The sequence below is a fragment of the Pelagerythrobacter marinus genome, assembly GCF_034375205.1.
Classification (GTDB): Bacteria; Pseudomonadota; Alphaproteobacteria; order Sphingomonadales; family Sphingomonadaceae; genus Pelagerythrobacter; species Pelagerythrobacter marinus.
Genome location: NZ_CP139719.1, coordinates 165,773 through 182,836 on the forward strand (window position 1 = coordinate 165,773; position 17,064 = coordinate 182,836).

Genomic DNA, 17,064 nt, shown 5'->3' on the forward strand with positions numbered 1-17,064 from the left:
CCGTGGCAAGCGCGCCGAAGCGCGCGGCGCGGCAGGGCGTCAGCCCGCGGCATGGGGGAAAGCAATCGTCACCTCGACCCCTCCGGGGCCGAAGCGCCGGTCGATCTCGCCGCGAAGCTGGCGCGCGGCGCTCGTCATCAGCAGGCTGCCGAACCCGGTCCGCTCGGGCGGTTTGCCATCGCATTCGCAGCGTTCGCGCCAGTTGATCGCGATCATCCCGTCGTCGACGCGCCAGGCGATCGCGATCGTGCCGCCCCGGCTCCAGGCGCCGTACTTGACGGCATTGGTCGTCAGCTCGTGCAGGACGAGGCCCAGCGGCGTGACCTGCCGCGCCGGCAGCTCGATGTCCGGCCCCTCGATCTCGGCCGGGAGCTTCTCCGACCGGTAGGGGGCGAGCGTCGTCTCCACCAGCGTCCGCAGCGAGGCGACCGGACGTTCGAGCGTGCCCTGGGTCACGTCGTGGGCGGTCAGCAGGGCGTGGATGCGGTCCGATATGCGCTCGATCACCGGCCGTGCCTCGGGCGCGTCCTTCCCGCTCATCCGCACGATCGCGAGGATCACCGCGAAGAGGTTCTTGACCCGGTGGTTCAACTCGCGCGCGAGCAGGTCGGCCCGGTCGCGCGCTTCGCCGAGGGCCGCGGCCTGCTCCGCCTCCGCCTCGGCATGGGCGGCGCGGGTGACGAGGCGGTAACCGAGCGCCAGCGTCACCAGCAGAACCAGCAGGATGCCGCCCAGCAGCGGCAGGACCCGCCCCTCGGCCCGCGCGGTCTCGGTCGCGGCGGCGACCAGGATCCGGTTCTCGATCGCTTCCATCTCGCGCGTGGCCCGGCGCAGGCGCGCCATTGCCTCGGCCCCCTCGTCATCGAGCAGCTGGCGTCGCGCCTCGATCACGCGGCGCCGGTCGACCAGCGCGACGACCGCTTCCATTTCCGCGAACTTGGTCTCGGCGAGCGTGTCGATTTCGTCCAGCAGCTCCTGCTGGCGCGGCGAGGCATCGTCGCCGAGCAGCTCGCGCAGCCGGGCGAGCGCGGGGCGGACCTGCTCGCGCCCGACGTGATAGGGTTCGAGATAGCGGCGATCGAGCGTGAGGAGATAGCCGCGCTGGCCCGTTTCAGCGTTCAGCGCGGCGCGGGTGACATTGCGCAGTTCGAGCAGGATCTCGCTCGTCTCGCGCACCTGCCTGCGCTCGGCCCGCTCGGCCTCGATCGTCTGGAACACGAGGAACAGCCCCGCGAGCAGGGTGAACGCGATCACGCCCAGGATCACGAGGTTGCCCGTCCTGGGGCGGCGAAGGCGCAATCGCGGCGTCAGTGTGCCTGGCCCCAGCTGGTGCCGGTCCCGATCTCGATCCCGAGCGGCACGTCGAGCGTGACCGCGGGGAGCGATGCCTCGGCCATGACCCGTTCGATCACCGGCCTCGCGGCGGCGACGTCGCCCTCGGGCAGCTCGAACACCAGCTCGTCGTGGACCTGCAGCAGCATCCGCACGTGGCCGAGGCCCGCGTCGGCCAGGGCCGGCATCATCCGCGCCATCGCCCGCTTGATGATGTCCGCGCTCGTCCCCTGGATCGGCGCGTTGATCGCGGCCCGCTCGCTCCCCTGGCGTTCGCCCTGGTTCTTCGAGGCGATCCGGGGAAACCACGTCTTGCGGCCGAACAGCGTCTGCGAATAACCGCGCTCGCGCACGCGTTCCAGCGCGTCGACGATATAGCGCTGGATGCCGGGGAAACGCTGGAAGTAGGTGTCGATCATGGCCTGGGCCTCGTCCGGCTCGACCTTCAGCCGCGCGCCCAGGCCCCAGCGGCTGATGCCGTAGAGGATCGCGAAATTGATCGTCTTGGCCCGCGCGCGGGTATCGCGCGTCACCTCGCCGAACATCTCGCTCGCGGTGCGGGCGTGGATGTCCTCGCCATTGGCGAAGGCCTGCTTCAGCTCCGGCACGTCGGCCATGTGCGCGGCCAGGCGCAGCTCGATCTGCGAATAGTCGGCGGCCAGCAGGACATTGCCCTCCTCGGCCACGAAGGCATCGCGGATCTGGCGGCCGATCTCGGTCCGAATCGGGATGTTCTGCAGGTTGGGATCGGTCGAGGACAGCCGCCCGGTCTGTGCGCCGACGAGGCTGTAACTGGTGTGGACGCGCCCCGTGTCGGGGTTGATCGCCGCCTGCAGCGCATCGGTATAGGTGCTCTTGAGCTTGGTCAGCTGGCGCCATTCCAGCACTTTGTCGGCAATCTCTGCGCCCTGTGCGGAGAGCTTTTCCAGGATCGCCTGGTCGGTCGAATACTGGCCGCTCTTGCCCTTGCGCCCGCCCTTGTACCCCATCTTGTCGAACAGCACGTCGCCCAGCTGGCGCGGGCTGCCGATGGTGAACTCGGCGCCTGCGATCGCGTGGATCTCGCTCTCCAGCCGGCCGGTTTCGGCCGCGAACTCTTCCGACAGCTTGCCCAGCCGCGCCTTGTCCACCCGGATGCCGTGGCGCTCCATCTGCGCGACGACCGGGATCAGCGGCCGGTCCACGCGCTCGTAGATGCGCGTCCCGCCCTCGCTCGCGAGGCGGGGCCGCAACAGGCAGTGCAGGCGCCAGGTGACGTCGGCATCCTCGGCCGCGTACTCGGTCGCGCGGTCGAGCGGGACCTCGCCGAAGGGGATCGCCTTCTTCCCGCTGCCGCAGATGTCCTTGAAGGTCAGGGTCGTGTGGCCGAGGTGGCGCTGCGCCAGCTCGTCCATCCCGTGGCCGCCGCCAATCCCGTCGAGGCTGCGGCCGGCATCGAGCGCGAAGGAGACGATCATCGTGTCGTCCACCGGCGCCATCGCGATCCCGTGGCGGGCCAGGACGTTGATGTCGTACTTGACGTTCTGCCCGACTTTCAGGACCGCCTCGCTTTCCAGCAGGGGCTTGAGCAGGGTCAGTGCGGTCTCGCGCGCGACCTGCTGCGGACGCTCGGCGAACATGTCGCTGCCGCCGTGGGCGAGGGGGATGTAGCAGGCATCGTTGGCGCCCAGCGCCAGGCTGATCCCGGCCAGTTCGGCGCGCATCGCGTCGAGCGCGCTGGTCTCGGTATCGATCGCGACCACGCCGGCGGCGAAGGCGCGGGCGATCCAGTGTTCGAGCCGCTCGGCCGTCTGCACGCATTCATAGGCGCCGCGGTCCACCGCAGGCAGGTCGGGCAGCGGCTGGCGATTGCCGCCGGGCGCGCCGTCTGCGCCCTTGTTGACCGGCCTGGCCGGGTTGAGATCGGTCGGCCGGTTCGGGCTGCCCCGGCCCGAATCGAGCCGCCGCAGCAGGCTGGTGAAGCCGTGTTTCGACAGGAAGGCGGCCAGCGGTTCGGGCGGAATGGCAGACAGGCGGAATTCCTCGAGCGCCATCGGCAGCGCGCAGTCTTCCTTCAGCTGCACGAGCACGCGGCTCAGCTCCGCCATCTCGCGGCCTTCGAGCAGGCGTTCCTTCAGCTTCGATTTCTTCATCTCGGGCGCGGCGTCGAGCGCGCCGGCCAGGCTGCCGTGTTCGACGATCAGCTTCGACGCGGTCTTCGGCCCGATGCCGTAGATACCCGGGATATTGTCGACCGAATCGCCCATCAGCGCGAGCACGTCGCCCACCAGCTCGGGCGGAACGCCGAACTTCTCGGTCACTTCCTCCGGCCCGATGCGCACGTTCTTCATCGTGTCGAGCATGTCGATGCAGCCGCCTTCGGCCACGCCGTCGTCCGGCTCGGCGCACTTGCCCACCAGTTGCATCAGGTCCTTGTCGGACGACACGATCGTCACGTCCCAGCCCTTGCGCGTCGCCTCGCGGGCATAGCTGGCGATCAGGTCGTCGGCCTCGAGCCCCTCTTCCTCGATGCAAGGCAGGCTGAAGGCGCGGGTGGCGTCGCGAATCAGGGGGAACTGGGGCACCAGGTCCTCTGGCGGATCGGGCCGGTTCGCCTTGTACTCGGCGTAGATCTCGTTGCGGAAACTGGTCGATCCCTTGTCGAGAATCACCGCGAGGTGGGTCGGGCCGTCGGCCTTGTCGAGATCGTCGGCCAGCTTCCACAGCATCGTGGTATAGCCATAGACCGCGCCGACCGGGGTCCCCTCGGGATCGGTCAGCGGGGGCAAGCGGTGATAGGCCCGGAAAATGTAGGACGATCCGTCGACGAGATAGAGATGCTGCTTGTCTGCCATCGCAAGGTTGGTAGCAGCGCAATTTCCCCCGGTCAGCCGGTTTCGTGCGCCCCCGGACGCCGGGGCAATTGCGGCGTAAAAATGTCAAACCGCTTGCATCGCCACAAATTGGCCATTATTTGTCCCGCTCGAAGTCTGCACGCTTGTGGGCTTCGCGTTCCGGCCTCGGGCCGGGATGAAACCACTCGCTGTTCAAGGAAACTGACATATGCGTAAGATCGTTCTCGCCGCTGCCGCGGCCGGCGCTGCCCTGACCCTCGCCGCTTGCTCGGAAGGCACCCAGGACGCTGCCGGCGACGCCGTTGAAGGCGCCGCTGCCGACGCCGAAGCCAACGCCGACGCCATGGGCGCCGAAATCGAAGACGCCGCCGCCGACGCCGGTGCCGCCGTCGAAGGCGCGGCCGACGAAGCTGCTGCCACCGCCGACGAAGCTGCCGCTGCCGCGGAAGCCGAAGTGCACGGCGAAACGGAAGCCGAAGCTCAGGCCGACTGATCTTCGCTTTCGCCTTGCGAAAAACGGAAAGGGCGGTGCCGCGAGGCGCCGCCCTTTCTGTTTGCGCGCGGCAAGGCTGCGCCGTCGGGGCCGGGGCCTGCCCGGCCGGGCCGGCAGGGCGCGCCAGTCTTCGGGCGCGTTCCGTCACGCGGGTGTCGTCAGCCTGAGGGGGCGTCGGTCGGAGGGGGCGTCAGTCCGGGGGGGCGTTGGTTTCAGGGGCTGGCCGCTGCGCCGTCGCGCGAATAGACGGCTTCCGCCCAGGTCCCGCCGCCCGGGTTGTCGTAGCCGGCATAGGCCGCGCGCGCGATCTGGGCGATGCGGCTTTCGCGCGCGAGGCGCGATCCCTGCCCGGTGACGTAGATCGCCACGGCGAATGCCCGCCCGTCGGGCGTGTTGATGATGCCGATGTCGCTGGAGGTGTTGTTGAGCGAGCCGGTCTTGTGCGCCACGGTCGCGCCAGCCGGCAGGAGCGCGGGAATCCGCCGTTTGCCGGTCCGGCAGCGTTCCATCGCCCCGATGATCACGGCCCGGCTGCTCGGCGAAAGCCAGCGGCCCTGGTAAAGGCCGGCGAGAAGCTTCGTCATCGCCCGCGGGGTTGCGCTGTCGCGCAAGTCGATCGCGGCGGCGGGATCGATCTCCCCGTCGTCGCGCACGAGCGTGGCGATATCGCGGGTGAGCTGGAAATCCTCGATCCCCGCGCGGCGCATCCAGTCGTTGACCGCTTCCGGCCCGCCGACCACCGCCAGCAGGGCGTCGGTCGCCGGGTTGCTCGACCGGGTGATCATCAGCTCGATCAGCTCGCTGGCCGGCAGGTGCTTGCCCCGCCGGACCGGCGCCTTGGGGCTGGAAAACGGTTGCGAACGCAGCGGGAAGAGCAGGGGAAACTCGCTCGAAAGGCTCCACCGTCCCTGTTCGACCCCCTCCAGGAAAGTCGCGGCGATCGCGATCTTGCTGGTGCTGGCCATGGGGAAGCGCTGGTCGCCCAGGATCGAGAATTCCTGCCCCGTCGCAAGGTCGAGCACCGAGACGCCGATGCGCCCCTTCGACCCGTCGGCGGCGATGGCGATACGCTGTTCGAAGCCGGTCTGGTAAACCGCCTCGAACGTTCGCGGCGCGCGGGTTTCGGTCCCCAGCGCGCTGTCGAACATCGCCTCGAAATTGGTCGATTGCGCCTGGGCCGGCACGGCGGCCATGCCCAGGGCGAGAGCCCCGGCCAGCCCGGCGAACGTTTTCGTGATGCGCGATCCCAATGCCATGTGGATGGCCGTAACCTCCCTTGGTTTGCAACAGCTTAACGGCACCGGATTCGCGCCGGCAAGCGTCGCGGCGACGAGAGGTTGCCTCGCCGCGATGAATGCCGACTGAAGCGGTCAGGCGGCGGCGATCGCCTGCGCGATGTCGGCGCTGGTTTCGCCGGTCATGGTCTTGGGAATTTCGCCCACCAGCCGCTTCTCCAGCTCGCCGTGATAGTGGTGGCGCATCTCGCCCAGCGTCTTGGGGTCGGCGATCACCAGCACTGCCTCGATCTCGTCCGCGATCGCCTTGGCATTCAGCCACTCGGCGGCCGCCGCGCCGTGGGCGAGCTCGTTCAGGTCGTTGCGCCCGGGCATCTGGCTGGTCGGGTCCTGGTGGCGGACCCCGGCGCTGAAATTGGTCGCCTCGAGATCGGGCTTGGCCACGGTCTCCAGCTCCGGCTCGAACGGCTTGCCCTTGTTCCGCATGACGACGAAGGTCGTTCCGTCCACCAGCGCGACATGGGCATTGTGCGGCAATTTCATATGGTTTCCTCCTCGTTGCCCCTTGCCAACGGGCGAGCCGGGAAATTGTTGCGCGATCGCGCCGGGCGGGCGGCACGGGCCGGTGCCGGCGGCCGACGAACGGCCCATGCGGATCGACCGGCGTCGTATTGACTTGCCGGGCCCGATGGTCCCCACTCCCGCGCCAGATTGCACGAGGGGACGCATACGATGACGACACACCGCCTTGCCCGCCTGACGCTGGTCGCGGGCCTTCTTGCCGGAACGAGCGCGCTGGCCGCGCAGGAAGCGCCAATCGTCCAGCCCGGCGCGCCGGGCGAGCCGGCGCGGACGCTCGCGGCGGAAGAGGCGACGCGCCTGGCCAGCACGGCCTTCGCGCCGGCCGACGTGGCCTTCATGCAGGGGATGATCGTCCATCACCAGCAGGCGGTGGACATGGCCGCCCTGGTCGCGGACCGGACGAACAACCCCGATATCCTCGCCATCGCGGGACGGATCGATGCCAGCCAGAAGGACGAGATCGGCTTCATGACCGAGTGGCTGCGCGACCGGAACCAGGAAACCGCGATGGCGGGCATGGGCCACGCGCACCAGCACGGCCTGATGAAAGGCATGGCAACACCGGAGCAGATGGCGCTGCTGGCCGAATCCCGCGGCACCGCCTTCGACCGCCTGTTCCTGGAACTGATGATCCCGCACCACATGGGCGCGATCGAGATGGTCGACGAACTGCACGCCCAGCCCGGCACGGCCTACGAACCCGTACTGTTCGAATTCACCAACGACGTGGTGAGCGACCAGCAGGCCGAGATCGACCGGATGAACCTCGTCCTTGCCGGCCTGTCCGACGATCCGCGCGTCGCCCTGGCGCCCGGCTTCCGCGACGCGGGGGAAGCGATCAGCAACTTGCGCCTCGTCACCGCCCTGCCCAAGCCGGCGGGGTTCTTCGACCCCGACAACCCCGCGCAGCTCGCCCCGCGCAAGCCGGCGGCGACAGACGAAGATGCCCATGCGGGCCACGCCGGCCACGATGACATGGCCGCCGGCGGCGCGGGTGCCGAAGGAGAGGGTGCCGAACGTGCGGGAGCTGAAGACGGGGAGGAGCCGCAGTTCGGCGAGCGCAGTTCGCTGCTCAGTTTCGCCAATACCGACCTCGCGTTCTCCGGCGACCTGCTCGTGGCGGGCAATTACCACGGTTTCAACGCCTATCGCCTGGGCGAGGACGGCGTGCCCGAACTGCTCAGCTCGGTCGTGTGCCCGGGCGGCCAGGGCGACGTGTCGATCGTCGGCGATCTCCTGCTGATGAGCGTGCAGGACGCGCGTGCGCGCAAGGACTGCGGCCTGCAGGGCGTGGAGGGGACCGTCAGCGACGAGCGGTTCCGCGGCCTGCGGATCTTCGACATTTCCGACATCACCCGCCCGCGCCAGGTGGGCCAGGTGCAGACCTGCCGCGGCAGCCACACCCACTCGATCGTCAGCGCCGACGAGGATCGCGTGGTCGTGTACAATTCGGGCACCAGCTATGTCCGCGACGAGCGCGAGCTGGCCGGCTGTTTCGACACCGGCGGCGACAACACCGCCCTGTTCAGCATCGACGTGATCGAGATCCCGGTGGCCGATCCCGCTGCCGCGCGCATCGTCGACAGCCCGCGCATCTTCGCGCGCGACGGGCGCATCGCCGGCCTCTGGCGGGGCGGCGACCACGGGGAGGGCACGCAGGACACGCGGGTGACCGACCAGTGCCACGACATCACCGTCTTCCCCTCGCTCGACCTCGCGGCGGGGGCCTGTTCGGGCAACGGCATCATCCTCGACATTTCCGATCCGCTCAAGCCGGTGCGGATCGACGACGTGACCGACAAGGGCTTTGCCTACTGGCACTCGGCCACGTTCAACAACGACGGCACCAAGGTCCTGTTCACCGACGAGTGGGGCGGCGGCGGGCGGCCCCGCTGCCAGGCCGGCGATCCGCGCAACTGGGGCGCCAACGCGATCTACGAGATAGAAGACGGCAAGCTCGCCTTCCGCAGCCTCTACAAGCTGCCCGCGCCGCAGACCGACAAGGAGAACTGCGTCGCGCACAACGGCTCGATCATCCCGGTCCCCGGGCGCGACATCTTCGTCCAGGCCTGGTACCAGGGCGGGGTCAGCGTGATCGACTTCACCGACGCGGAAAACCCGGTGGAGATCGCCTATTTCGATCGCGGCCCGGTGGACAAGGACCAGCTGATCACCGGCGGATACTGGTCGGCCTACTGGTATCGCGGCCGCATCTACGCGACCGAGATCACCCGCGGGCTGGATGTCTTCGCGCTGGAGCCGAGCGAGTTCCTGACCGAGGCGGAGATCGCGGCCGCGGCCGCGGCGCAATACCCGGGCGATGTCTTCAACCCGCAGACGCAGACGCAGGTGACCTGGCCCGAGGAAGCGATCGCCGCGGTCGAGGAAAGCCGGCAGGGCGGCTGAGGGCTAGAGCCCGAACGGCCAGGTCTCGGGCGGCTGCCCGTGCGGCTCCTGCCGCACGAGCGGCTCGAGCGCGCGGGTCTCGTCGAACCAGGCCCAGGCATCGAACTGGTCGGCCGGCACGGCCTCGCTGTAATGGCTCCAGCGCTCGGTCTCGGGGCGATAGATCACCCCGATGAAGCGTTCGAGCAGCGGCTCGCGCAGGCGCCGGGCCGCGGCGTCGCCGGCCGACAGGTCGAGCAGGAAGCGGGCCGTGCCGCTGTCGTGGCACAGCCGTTCGAAGCTGTCGCCGCGCGAGGGGACGATGCGCTTGACCTCGCGCTCCGCGTCCCAGTCGCTGGCCGCGGTCACCGTTCCGCCATGCGTGCCGAAACCGACCAGGGCGACGTCCTCGCCCCATCGCTCGCGCGCGAGCTGGCCGATGTTGTGTTCGCTGCGGGCCGCGCCCATCTCGGTCGCGCGGGCATCGCCGATGTGGCTGTTGTGCGCCCAGACCACGGCCTTCGCCCCGGGGCCGCGCTCGTCCAGCAGGTGCTCGAGCGTCTCGGCCATGTGGCTGTCGCGCAAGTTCCAGCTTTCCGGCCCGCCGTAATACATGACGCGGTAATAGCGCTCCGCCGAGGCGACGAGCCGCGCGTTCATCGCCGCGCCGAAGCTCTCGCCATCGTGCGCGAGCGCCTGCTCCAGCAGGTCGCGGCACTGGGCGACGACGGCGTCCTCGCACTCGGCATAGCCGCGGCGCAGCGCGGCCCGGCCGTAGGTCGCCGGATCGGCCTGCCACGGGGTCAGGCAGCCATATCGCTCGCGCGCGACGGCGGCGGCCCGGGGATCGTGCTCGTCGAGATAGGCGAGCACCGCCTCGATCGATCCGGACATGTTGTAGATGTCGAGCCCGTAGAAACCGGCCTTGTCTGCATCGTCGCGGCCCGCGTTGATTTCCCGCAGGCCCTGGAGGAAACCGGGCATCACGGTGTTGCGCCACATCCAGGTGGGGAAGCGGCGAAACGGCGACGGCGCCCCCTCGCGCTGCGGGCGGCCGCGAACGTAGCGGTCGTAGGCGGCGGCATCGGGCCAATCGCCCTCCACCGCCACCACGGTGAAGCCGTGATGGCGGACGAGGTGCTGCGTGATCGCGGCCCGCGCGGCGTAGAACTCGTGCGTCCCGTGGCTCGATTCGCCGAGCATGACGACGCGGCGGTCGGCGAACCGGTCGAAAGCTCTTGCGAAGGCCGGGTCGTCGATCGCGGGCAGCGGGACGGCGGCCTCGGCGATCAGCTCGCTCACGCCCTTCTCGCGCGCGGGACGGTGGTCGCTCGCCGCGCGCGTACCGTTTTCCGGCACCGAGCCGGGTAGCAGGGGCACGAAGCGCACCGGCGCGATGTCGTGGCTGTCCCACGTCTCTTCGGCCCGGCGCACCAGGCAGCGCAGCTGCTGGACGTCTTCGCCGCCGACCGGGATGATCATGCGCCCGCCGATCGCGAGCTGGCGTTTCAGCGCCTCGGGCACCTCGATGCCGCGGGCGGCGACCAGGATCGCGTCGAACGGGGCCTTTTCGGGAAGGCCCTCCATTCCGTCGCCGGCGATGATGTCCAGGTTGGCATATCCCAGCGTTGCGGCCCGTTCGCGCGCCTCGCGGGCCAAGACCGCGTGGCGTTCGACGGCGAAGACGCGCGCGGCGATGCGCGAGAGCAGGGCGGCGGCATAGCCCGAGCCGGCCCCGACTTCGAGCACGCGGTCGCCCGGCTCGACCTCGGCCGCCTCGATCATGCTGGCGACGATATAGGGCTGCGAGATCGTCTGCCCTTCGCCGATCGGCAGGGGGCTGTCGTCGTAGGCGAACTCGGCCAGATCGTCCGGCACGAAGCGTTCGCGCGGGACTTCGCGGAAAGCCCGCAGGACGTGGTCGTTGGCGATACCGCGGGCGCGCAGCTGGCGCCGCACCATGGTTTCGCGTTGGCTCTCGTGGTCGGTCAAGGTCGCGCCTTTCCGGCGGCGCCCCGCGCCTGCACGACCGGCGCGGGCCCCGCGCGTCATCCTGATGGTTCACGCGCTCAACGGCGGGGCGCGGCGATTGTGCCCGGACGCACGAGAAAGGCCCGGCGGATCGCTCCGCCGGGCCTCCTCGGTGTCCTGGCGAGCCTCCGCGCCGGCGGAGGCCCGATGTGCCGCCGGGCTTAGAAGCCCATGCCGCCCATGCCGCCCATGTCGGGCATCGCGGGGGCCGCGGCCGGCTTGTCTTCCGGCTTCTCGCTCACCGCCGCTTCGGTGGTGATCAGCAGGCCGGCGACCGAGGCCGCGTCCTGCAGCGCGGTACGCACGACCTTGGTCGGGTCGATCACGCCGGCGTTCACGAGGTTCTCGTAAGTGTCGGTGGCCGCGTTGAAGCCCAGCGAATCGTCGTTGCCGTCGATCAGCTTGCCCGCGACGACGGCGCCGTCGTGGCCGGCGTTCTCGGCGATCTGGCGGATCGGCGCCTGGAGCGCACGGCGGACGATGTCGACGCCGCGCGTCTGGTCGTCGTTCGCGCCCTTGAGATCGGCGATCGCGGTCGTCGCGTAGAGCAGGGCCGTGCCGCCGCCCGGGACGATGCCTTCTTCCACCGCGGCGCGGGTCGCGTGGAGCGCGTCGTCGACGCGGTCCTTGCGTTCCTTCACCTCGACTTCGGTCGCACCGCCGACCTTGATCACGGCAACGCCGCCGGCGAGCTTGGCGAGACGCTCCTGCAGCTTCTCGCGGTCATAGTCGCTGGTGGTGTTGTCGATCTGCGTGCGGATCTCGCCCACGCGCGCCTTGATGTCCTCGGCGTCGCCGGCGCCATCGACGATGGTCGTGTTGTCCTTGTCGATGGTGACCTTCTTGGCCTGGCCGAGCATGTTCAGCGTGACGTTCTCGAGCTTGATGCCGAGATCTTCGCTGATCATCTCGCCCTTGGTCAGGATCGCGATGTCCTGCAGCATGGCCTTGCGACGATCGCCGAAGCCCGGCGCCTTGACCGCCGCGACCTTCAGGCCGCCGCGCAGCTTGTTGACCACGAGGGTGGCCAGCGCCTCGCCCTCGATGTCTTCCGCGATGATCAGCAGCGGACGGCCCGACTGGACGGCCGCTTCGAGCACCGGCAGCATCGACTGCAGGTTCGACAGCTTCTTCTCGTGGATCAGGATGTACGGGTTCTCGAGCTCGACCGTCATCTTTTCCGGGTTGGTGATGAAGTACGGGCTGAGGTAGCCGCGATCGAACTGCATGCCTTCGACCACGTCGAGTTCGAATTCGAGGCCCTTGGCCTCCTCGACGGTGATGACGCCTTCCTTGCCGACTTTCTCCATCGCCTCGGCGATCTTCTCGCCGACTTCACGGTCGCCGTTGGCCGAGATCACGCCGACCTGGGCGATCTCGGACGAACCGGAAACGTCCTTCGAACGGCTCTTGAGGTTCTCGACCACCTTGCCCACGGCCAGGTCGATGCCGCGCTTCAGGTCCATCGGGTTCATGCCCGCGGCGACCGACTTCATGCCTTCGCGCACGATCGACTGGGCCAGGACCGTCGCGGTCGTGGTGCCGTCGCCGGCGGCGTCGTTCGCCTTGCTGGCGACTTCGCGCAGCATCTGGGCGCCCATGTTCTCGAACTTGTCGGAAAGCTCGATTTCCTTGGCGACGGTGACGCCGTCCTTGGTAATGCGCGGCGCGCCGAAGCTCTTGTCGATCACGACGTTGCGGCCCTTGGGGCCGAGGGTGACCTTCACGGCGTTGGCCAGCGTGTCGACGCCGGCGAGGATGCGTTCGCGCGCGTCGCGCGAAAACTTCACGTCCTTGGCAGCCATTGGTGATTCTCCTGGAATTTCTGAGGTTGTTTGAAGACGTCCATCCGGGTGGGCGCGGCTATCAGCCGATGATGCCCAGGATGTCGCTTTCCTTCATGATCAGCAGGTCTTCGCCGTCGAGCTTGACCTCGGTGCCGGACCACTTGCCGAACAGCACGCGATCGCCTGCCTTGACGTCGAGCGGGGTGACCGTGCCGTCCTCCGCCTTGGCGCCCGAACCGACGGCGACGACTTCGCCCTCGCTCGGCTTTTCCTTGGCGCTGTCGGGGATGATGATGCCCCCGGCGGTCTTTTCTTCGGCTTCGATGCGACGGACCAGGACGCGGTCGTGCAGCGGACGAAATGCCATTGGTGTGACCTCTTTCGCTAAGAGTGGATGATCTGGTCTGGCACTCTCGGGTCGAGAGTGCCAGCGAGGCGCATATGTGAACGGCGCGGGGGCGAGTCAACAGCGCCGGCGGCAAAAATTGCGCGCCGGTGCGCGGGGCTCCGGAATCAGGCGAGCGCGGGGGCGGGCGCGCCGGCCGGCGGGGGGCGCGTGGTCAGGCCCAGGGCATCGCGTTTCTGCCACCGCCAGACCAGCAGCAGGGCGGCGACCGTCAGCCCGGTGGCAAGCCCGATCCAGACCCCGCGCCCTTCCAGCGGGGTGGCGAAGCCGAGCGCGAGCGCCACGCCCATGCCGGGCACCCAGTAACTGAAGATCGCGATCCACATCGGGATGCGCGTGTCCTGCAGCCCGCGCAGCGCGCCGGCGGCGACCGCCTGGACCCCGTCGAACAGCTGGAAGGCCGCGGCGATCACCAGGTATTGCAGGGCGAAGGCGACCAGGACGGCGTTCTCTGGCGCCCAGGGATCGACGTAGATCGCCAGCAGCGGCTTCGGGATGACGATCATGGCCGTCGCGGTAACGGCCATGAAGCCGGTGCCCATCGCGATCGCGGTCCACCCCGCGCGCTGCATCCCGGCGCGATCGCGCGCGCCGAAGAAATAGCCGACGCGGATCGTCGCCGCCTGGCCGATGCCGAACGGCACCTGGAAGGCGAGGGCCGCGATCTGCAGCGCCACCGTATGCGCGGCGAGCTGCGGCGTGCCGATATTGCCCATCAGGAACGCGGCCGCGCCGAAGATCCCCGCCTCCGCGGTGATCGTCAGCGCGATCGGGGTGCCGATGCGCACGATCTGCATCATCCGCTGCCAGTCCGCGCGCCACCAGAACCCGAAGATGTGATAGCGGTGCAGCCGCGGGTCGAGACGGATGGCGAGGATATAGGCGAGCATCGTCGTCACCCCGGTGGCGATCGTCGCCACCGCCGCCCCGCGCAGTCCCAGCTCGGGCGCGCCGAGGTTGCCGAAGATGAAAGCATAGTTGGCAAGCGCGTTGACGCCGATCCCCGCTGCCGTGATCGCGGTGGCGAAGACCGGCCGGCCGAGCGCGGAGACGAAATTGCGCAGGACGTTGTTGATCACCATCGGGACCAGCGACCAGATGATCACCAGGTTGTAGGCGGTCGCGAGCGCGATGATTTCCTCCTGCTGGCCGGTCGCGCGCATCAGCGGTTCGAGCAGGAGGCACAGGCCCATGCCCGCCGCGCCCGACAGCACCGCCAGCCACAGCGCCATGCGCGTCGCCCGGCGCACCGGGCGCAGGGCCGGGGGGCGCGCGCCCAGTTCCTCGGCGATCAGCGGCGCGACCGCCCCGGTCAGGCCCGAGAGCGCCCAGAGCACGAGGCCGAAGACCGCCACCGCCACGGCCGAAGCGGCGAGCGGCGCCTCCCCCAGCCGCGCGATGAAGATCACGTCCACCGCATATGTCAGCATCTGCAGCAGGTTGGCGAGCGCCAGCGGCCAGGCGAGACGGAACGTCGCGCCCAGCTCGGTGCGCCAGGGGTGGGGGCCGGCCCCGGGGAGGATACCTGCGTTCGACATAAAGCCGTCCCGGATAGGGTTGCCGGCGGCGGCGAGGAAGCGGATTTTTCGGCCCCGGCACGGTTCGCCGACGGGTGCGGCCATGGGGCCACAGCTTGCGCCGCGCGGCGGGCGGCGGCATGGACCGCTGGCGATGAGACGGGGCTGGATTCTTGCGCTCGGCGCGCTGGCGCTGGCGGGTTGCGACGGGGGGGAGGCGCCGGCGGGCAATGCCGGGGGCGCCGCCGGGCCCGCGCTTGCCGCGGCAGGCGAAGGCGCCCGCCCGCCAGCATTTGCACGCTGCGCGACCTGCCATGCCACCGTGCCCGGCCGCAACGCGATCGGCCCGTCGCTTGCCGGGGTTTTCGGCGCCCCGGCGGGGCACGAGCCGACATATGCCTATAGCCGCGCCCTGCGCGATTCGGGCCTCGTCTGGGATGCGCGCACGCTCGATGCCTACCTCGCCGATCCGCGCGGCGTGGTGCCGGGCACCAAGATGGCGTTCGCCGGGGTCCGTTCGGCGGAAGAGCGCGCGGCGATCATCGCCTATCTCGAAACGCTCTGATCCGGGATCGCCCAGACGCGGGGCGCCCGGAACGGCAGGCGCAAACGAAAAGGGCGGCGCCTTCCGGCACCGCCCTTCCCGAAATGCTCGAAGGCGAGAAGCCTTACTTGAGCTCGACCGTGCCGCCGGCGGCTTCGATCTTGCTCTTGATTTCTTCGGCTTCGGCCTTGGCCACGCCTTCCTTCAGCGGCTTGGGCGCGCCTTCGACCAGGGCCTTCGCCTCGGTCAGGCCCAGGCCGGTGATGGCGCGGACTTCCTTGATGACCTGGATCTTCTTGCCACCGTCGCCGGTCAGGACGACGTCGAATTCGTCCTTCTCTTCGGCAGCAGCAGCTTCGCCACCGCCGGCGGCGGGGCCGGCAACGGCGACGGCAGCGGCGGCGGAAACGCCCCACTCTTCTTCCAGCGCCTTGGCGAGTTCGGCCGCCTCGAGGACGGTCAGTTTCGAAAGTTCTTCAACCAGCTTGGCGATATCGGCCATGATGTTTCACTCCAGATAAATCTTGTCGGCTGGGGCGGAGCCCCGGAAAAAACGCGTGTGCGAAAAACCGCTTACGCCGCTTCCTTGGCGCCATAGGCACCGAAGACGCGGGCGAGCTTGGAAGCGGGTTCGTTGACGACCCGGGCGATCTTTGTCGCCGGGGCGTTGACGAGGCCCACCAGGGTGCCGCGCAGCTCGTCGAGCGAGGGCATCGAGGCAAGCGCCTTGACCCCGGCTTCGTCGAGCAGCTGCCCGCCCATGGAACCACCGACGATTTCGAGCTTGTCGGTGGTCTTGGCGAAGTCCACCGCGGCCTTGGCAGCCGCGACCGGGTCTTCCGACCAGGCCAGTGCCGTCGGGCCCGAGAGATATTCCTCGAGACCTTCGTACTGGGTTTCCTTCAGGGCGAGCTTGGCAAGACGGTTCTTCGCAACCTTGTAGGACGCGCCGGCTTCGCGCATCTTCGAGCGCAGATCGGTGGACTGGGCCACCGTCAGGCCGAGGTTGCGGGTGACGACCACCACGCCGACCTCGTTGAAGACCGCGTTGAGCTGGGCGACCGCTTCGGTTTTCTGCGAACGATCCATGCCATACTCCTTCACAAATGGCCGCTCCCGCTGGCGCGGGCACGGCCGGCTCACATCGCTCCGCACCGCTAACCGGTACGGGGCAGTCCGTTCGACAAGGGAAGGAGACACGCCAAGCGTGCGATGCGGGGCGGCCGTGCCGGACCCCGCGAAATCTCTTTTCCCCGCCTCGGTCGGAAATTAAGAGCGGCCGCTGGCCGTTCACCGACTGTCTCGGACGGATGACCGGGCAGACGCAAAGAGGCCCGCCGGTCGTGGCGGGCCTCTAGTGAAATCCCCGTGCAAGTCAAGCCATGGCCGGTGCCGGCCGGCCCGACCGCGCGGAATCAGATGCCGTCGGCAGTGTCTTCGAGCGCCTCGGCCTGCTGCTCGATCTCCTGCGCGGTCTGCTCCATCTTGGCCGACTGCCCCTCGTTGCCGGCCTCGTCGGCGACATCGGCGCTTTCCTGGGCCAGTTCGGCCTGGGCCTCGGCCAGTTCGGCCTGCTCGTCGATGACTTCGCCCTCGGCCTCGACCACGTCGTCCAGCTCTTCCCCGCGCTCTTCGGCGGGGCCGTCGCACGCGGCGATGCCCAGCACCAGCGGCGCGGCGATAATGGCAAGCTTCTTCATCGTCTTCTCCTCCCCTCGGGGTCTGTCCGGCCGGGGCCGGGCTGCTGTCGTTCCATCCGGGTCCGGGCCGTGCCCGCCACCCGCCTGCGGCCAGGGCCGGCGGCGCGACTCCGTCGCCTGCCGGGCAGCTAAGCCGTTCGGCCGAAAATCGTCAACCGATACAGGGAATTGGTGGGCGCCCCATATGTTCCCGCCGGCCCGGCGCGGGGCGCCTGCCC

Annotated in this window: 14 protein-coding genes; 3 read left to right on the plus strand and 11 right to left on the minus strand. The window is 69.2% G+C overall.

The window, feature by feature from the left end; genetic code table 11:
* Positions 1–39: 39 nt before the first annotated feature.
* Positions 40–1,299, minus strand: a complete 1,260-nt coding sequence (locus T8T98_RS00830) for a sensor histidine kinase (RefSeq protein WP_251104333.1) — start codon at positions 1,297–1,299, stop codon at positions 40–42.
* Positions 1,300–1,307: 8 nt separating this feature from the next.
* Positions 1,308–4,166 (minus strand): DNA polymerase I, encoded by a 2,859-nt coding sequence (polA, locus tag T8T98_RS00835; RefSeq protein ID WP_251104332.1) that lies wholly within the window; start codon positions 4,164–4,166, stop codon positions 1,308–1,310.
* Positions 4,167–4,374: 208 nt separating this feature from the next.
* Here polA and T8T98_RS00840 point away from each other — a divergent pair, with 208 nt between their 5' ends.
* Positions 4,375–4,659: a hypothetical protein gene (locus tag T8T98_RS00840; RefSeq protein WP_251104331.1), complete on the plus strand. Its 285-nt coding sequence runs from the start codon at positions 4,375–4,377 to the stop codon at positions 4,657–4,659.
* A gap of 212 nt (positions 4,660–4,871) precedes the next feature.
* Here the strand turns inward: T8T98_RS00840 and T8T98_RS00845 are convergent, their stop codons facing one another.
* Together T8T98_RS00845 and T8T98_RS00850 are read right to left on the minus strand one after the other, a co-directional pair.
* Entirely contained in the window at positions 4,872–5,852 is a 981-nt protein-coding gene (locus T8T98_RS00845; protein ID WP_160734461.1) for a serine hydrolase, read from the minus strand.
* A 177-nt stretch (positions 5,853–6,029) separates the two neighbouring features.
* Complete coding sequence (locus T8T98_RS00850) at positions 6,030–6,437, minus strand: baeRF12 domain-containing protein (protein WP_160734423.1); 408 nt, start codon at positions 6,435–6,437, stop codon at positions 6,030–6,032.
* A 189-nt stretch (positions 6,438–6,626) separates the two neighbouring features.
* On the opposite strand from T8T98_RS00850, the gene T8T98_RS00855 reads away from it, so the two are divergent.
* Positions 6,627–8,882 carry a DUF305 domain-containing protein gene (locus T8T98_RS00855; RefSeq protein ID WP_251104329.1) on the plus strand — a complete coding sequence of 752 codons (2,256 nt, stop codon included), beginning with the start codon at positions 6,627–6,629 and terminating at the stop codon, positions 8,880–8,882.
* 3 nt (positions 8,883–8,885) lie between these two features.
* Here the strand turns inward: T8T98_RS00855 and T8T98_RS00860 are convergent, their stop codons facing one another.
* The 4 genes from T8T98_RS00860 to T8T98_RS00875 all read right to left on the minus strand — a co-directional run bounded on the left by T8T98_RS00860 (position 8,886) and on the right by T8T98_RS00875 (position 14,623).
* Positions 8,886–10,853 (minus strand): protein-L-isoaspartate(D-aspartate) O-methyltransferase, encoded by a 1,968-nt coding sequence (locus T8T98_RS00860; protein WP_251104328.1) that lies wholly within the window; start codon positions 10,851–10,853, stop codon positions 8,886–8,888.
* A gap of 200 nt (positions 10,854–11,053) precedes the next feature.
* Entirely contained in the window at positions 11,054–12,697 is a 1,644-nt protein-coding gene (groL, locus tag T8T98_RS00865; RefSeq protein ID WP_160734426.1) for a chaperonin GroEL, read from the minus strand.
* Between the two features lie 61 nt (positions 12,698–12,758).
* Positions 12,759–13,046, minus strand: a complete 288-nt coding sequence (groES, locus tag T8T98_RS00870) for a co-chaperone GroES (protein WP_160734427.1) — start codon at positions 13,044–13,046, stop codon at positions 12,759–12,761.
* A gap of 146 nt (positions 13,047–13,192) precedes the next feature.
* The gene (locus tag T8T98_RS00875) at positions 13,193–14,623 is read right to left on the minus strand and encodes an MATE family efflux transporter (protein WP_251104327.1); all 1,431 of its coding nucleotides are present in this window, start codon (positions 14,621–14,623) and stop codon (positions 13,193–13,195) included.
* A gap of 133 nt (positions 14,624–14,756) precedes the next feature.
* On the opposite strand from T8T98_RS00875, the gene T8T98_RS00880 reads away from it, so the two are divergent.
* Positions 14,757–15,167 (plus strand): c-type cytochrome, encoded by a 411-nt coding sequence (locus T8T98_RS00880; RefSeq protein WP_251104326.1) that lies wholly within the window; start codon positions 14,757–14,759, stop codon positions 15,165–15,167.
* A gap of 103 nt (positions 15,168–15,270) precedes the next feature.
* On the opposite strand, the gene rplL is transcribed toward T8T98_RS00880, so the two are convergent.
* The 3 genes from rplL to T8T98_RS00895 all read right to left on the minus strand — a co-directional run bounded on the left by rplL (position 15,271) and on the right by T8T98_RS00895 (position 16,846).
* Positions 15,271–15,648 carry a 50S ribosomal protein L7/L12 gene (rplL, locus tag T8T98_RS00885; protein ID WP_160734430.1) on the minus strand — a complete coding sequence of 126 codons (378 nt, stop codon included), beginning with the start codon at positions 15,646–15,648 and terminating at the stop codon, positions 15,271–15,273.
* A gap of 71 nt (positions 15,649–15,719) precedes the next feature.
* Positions 15,720–16,235, minus strand: a complete 516-nt coding sequence (gene rplJ, locus T8T98_RS00890) for a 50S ribosomal protein L10 (RefSeq protein ID WP_160734431.1) — start codon at positions 16,233–16,235, stop codon at positions 15,720–15,722.
* Positions 16,236–16,561: 326 nt separating this feature from the next.
* Entirely contained in the window at positions 16,562–16,846 is a 285-nt protein-coding gene (locus T8T98_RS00895) for a hypothetical protein (protein WP_322295772.1), read from the minus strand.
* Positions 16,847–17,064: the final 218 nt, after the last annotated feature.

Bases quoted from the DNA above. Each gene is read 5' to 3' on its own strand.
- polA (WP_251104332.1), bottom strand. From the start codon at position 4,166: ATGGCAGACAAGCAGCATCTCTATCTCGTCGACGGATCGTCCTACATT.
- T8T98_RS00840 (WP_251104331.1), top strand. From the start codon at position 4,375: ATGCGTAAGATCGTTCTCGCCGCTGCCGCGGCCGGCGCTGCCCTGACC.
- T8T98_RS00845 (WP_160734461.1), bottom strand. From the start codon at position 5,852: ATGGCCGCCGTGCCGGCCCAGGCGCAATCGACCAATTTCGAGGCGATG.
- T8T98_RS00850 (WP_160734423.1), bottom strand. From the start codon at position 6,437: ATGAAATTGCCGCACAATGCCCATGTCGCGCTGGTGGACGGAACGACC.
- T8T98_RS00855 (WP_251104329.1), top strand. From the start codon at position 6,627: ATGACGACACACCGCCTTGCCCGCCTGACGCTGGTCGCGGGCCTTCTT.
- groL (WP_160734426.1), bottom strand. From the start codon at position 12,697: ATGGCTGCCAAGGACGTGAAGTTTTCGCGCGACGCGCGCGAACGCATC.
- groES (WP_160734427.1), bottom strand. From the start codon at position 13,046: ATGGCATTTCGTCCGCTGCACGACCGCGTCCTGGTCCGTCGCATCGAA.
- T8T98_RS00875 (WP_251104327.1), bottom strand. From the start codon at position 14,623: ATGTCGAACGCAGGTATCCTCCCCGGGGCCGGCCCCCACCCCTGGCGC.
- T8T98_RS00880 (WP_251104326.1), top strand. From the start codon at position 14,757: ATGAGACGGGGCTGGATTCTTGCGCTCGGCGCGCTGGCGCTGGCGGGT.
- rplL (WP_160734430.1), bottom strand. From the start codon at position 15,648: ATGGCCGATATCGCCAAGCTGGTTGAAGAACTTTCGAAACTGACCGTC.
- rplJ (WP_160734431.1), bottom strand. From the start codon at position 16,235: ATGGATCGTTCGCAGAAAACCGAAGCGGTCGCCCAGCTCAACGCGGTC.
- T8T98_RS00895 (WP_322295772.1), bottom strand. From the start codon at position 16,846: ATGAAGAAGCTTGCCATTATCGCCGCGCCGCTGGTGCTGGGCATCGCC.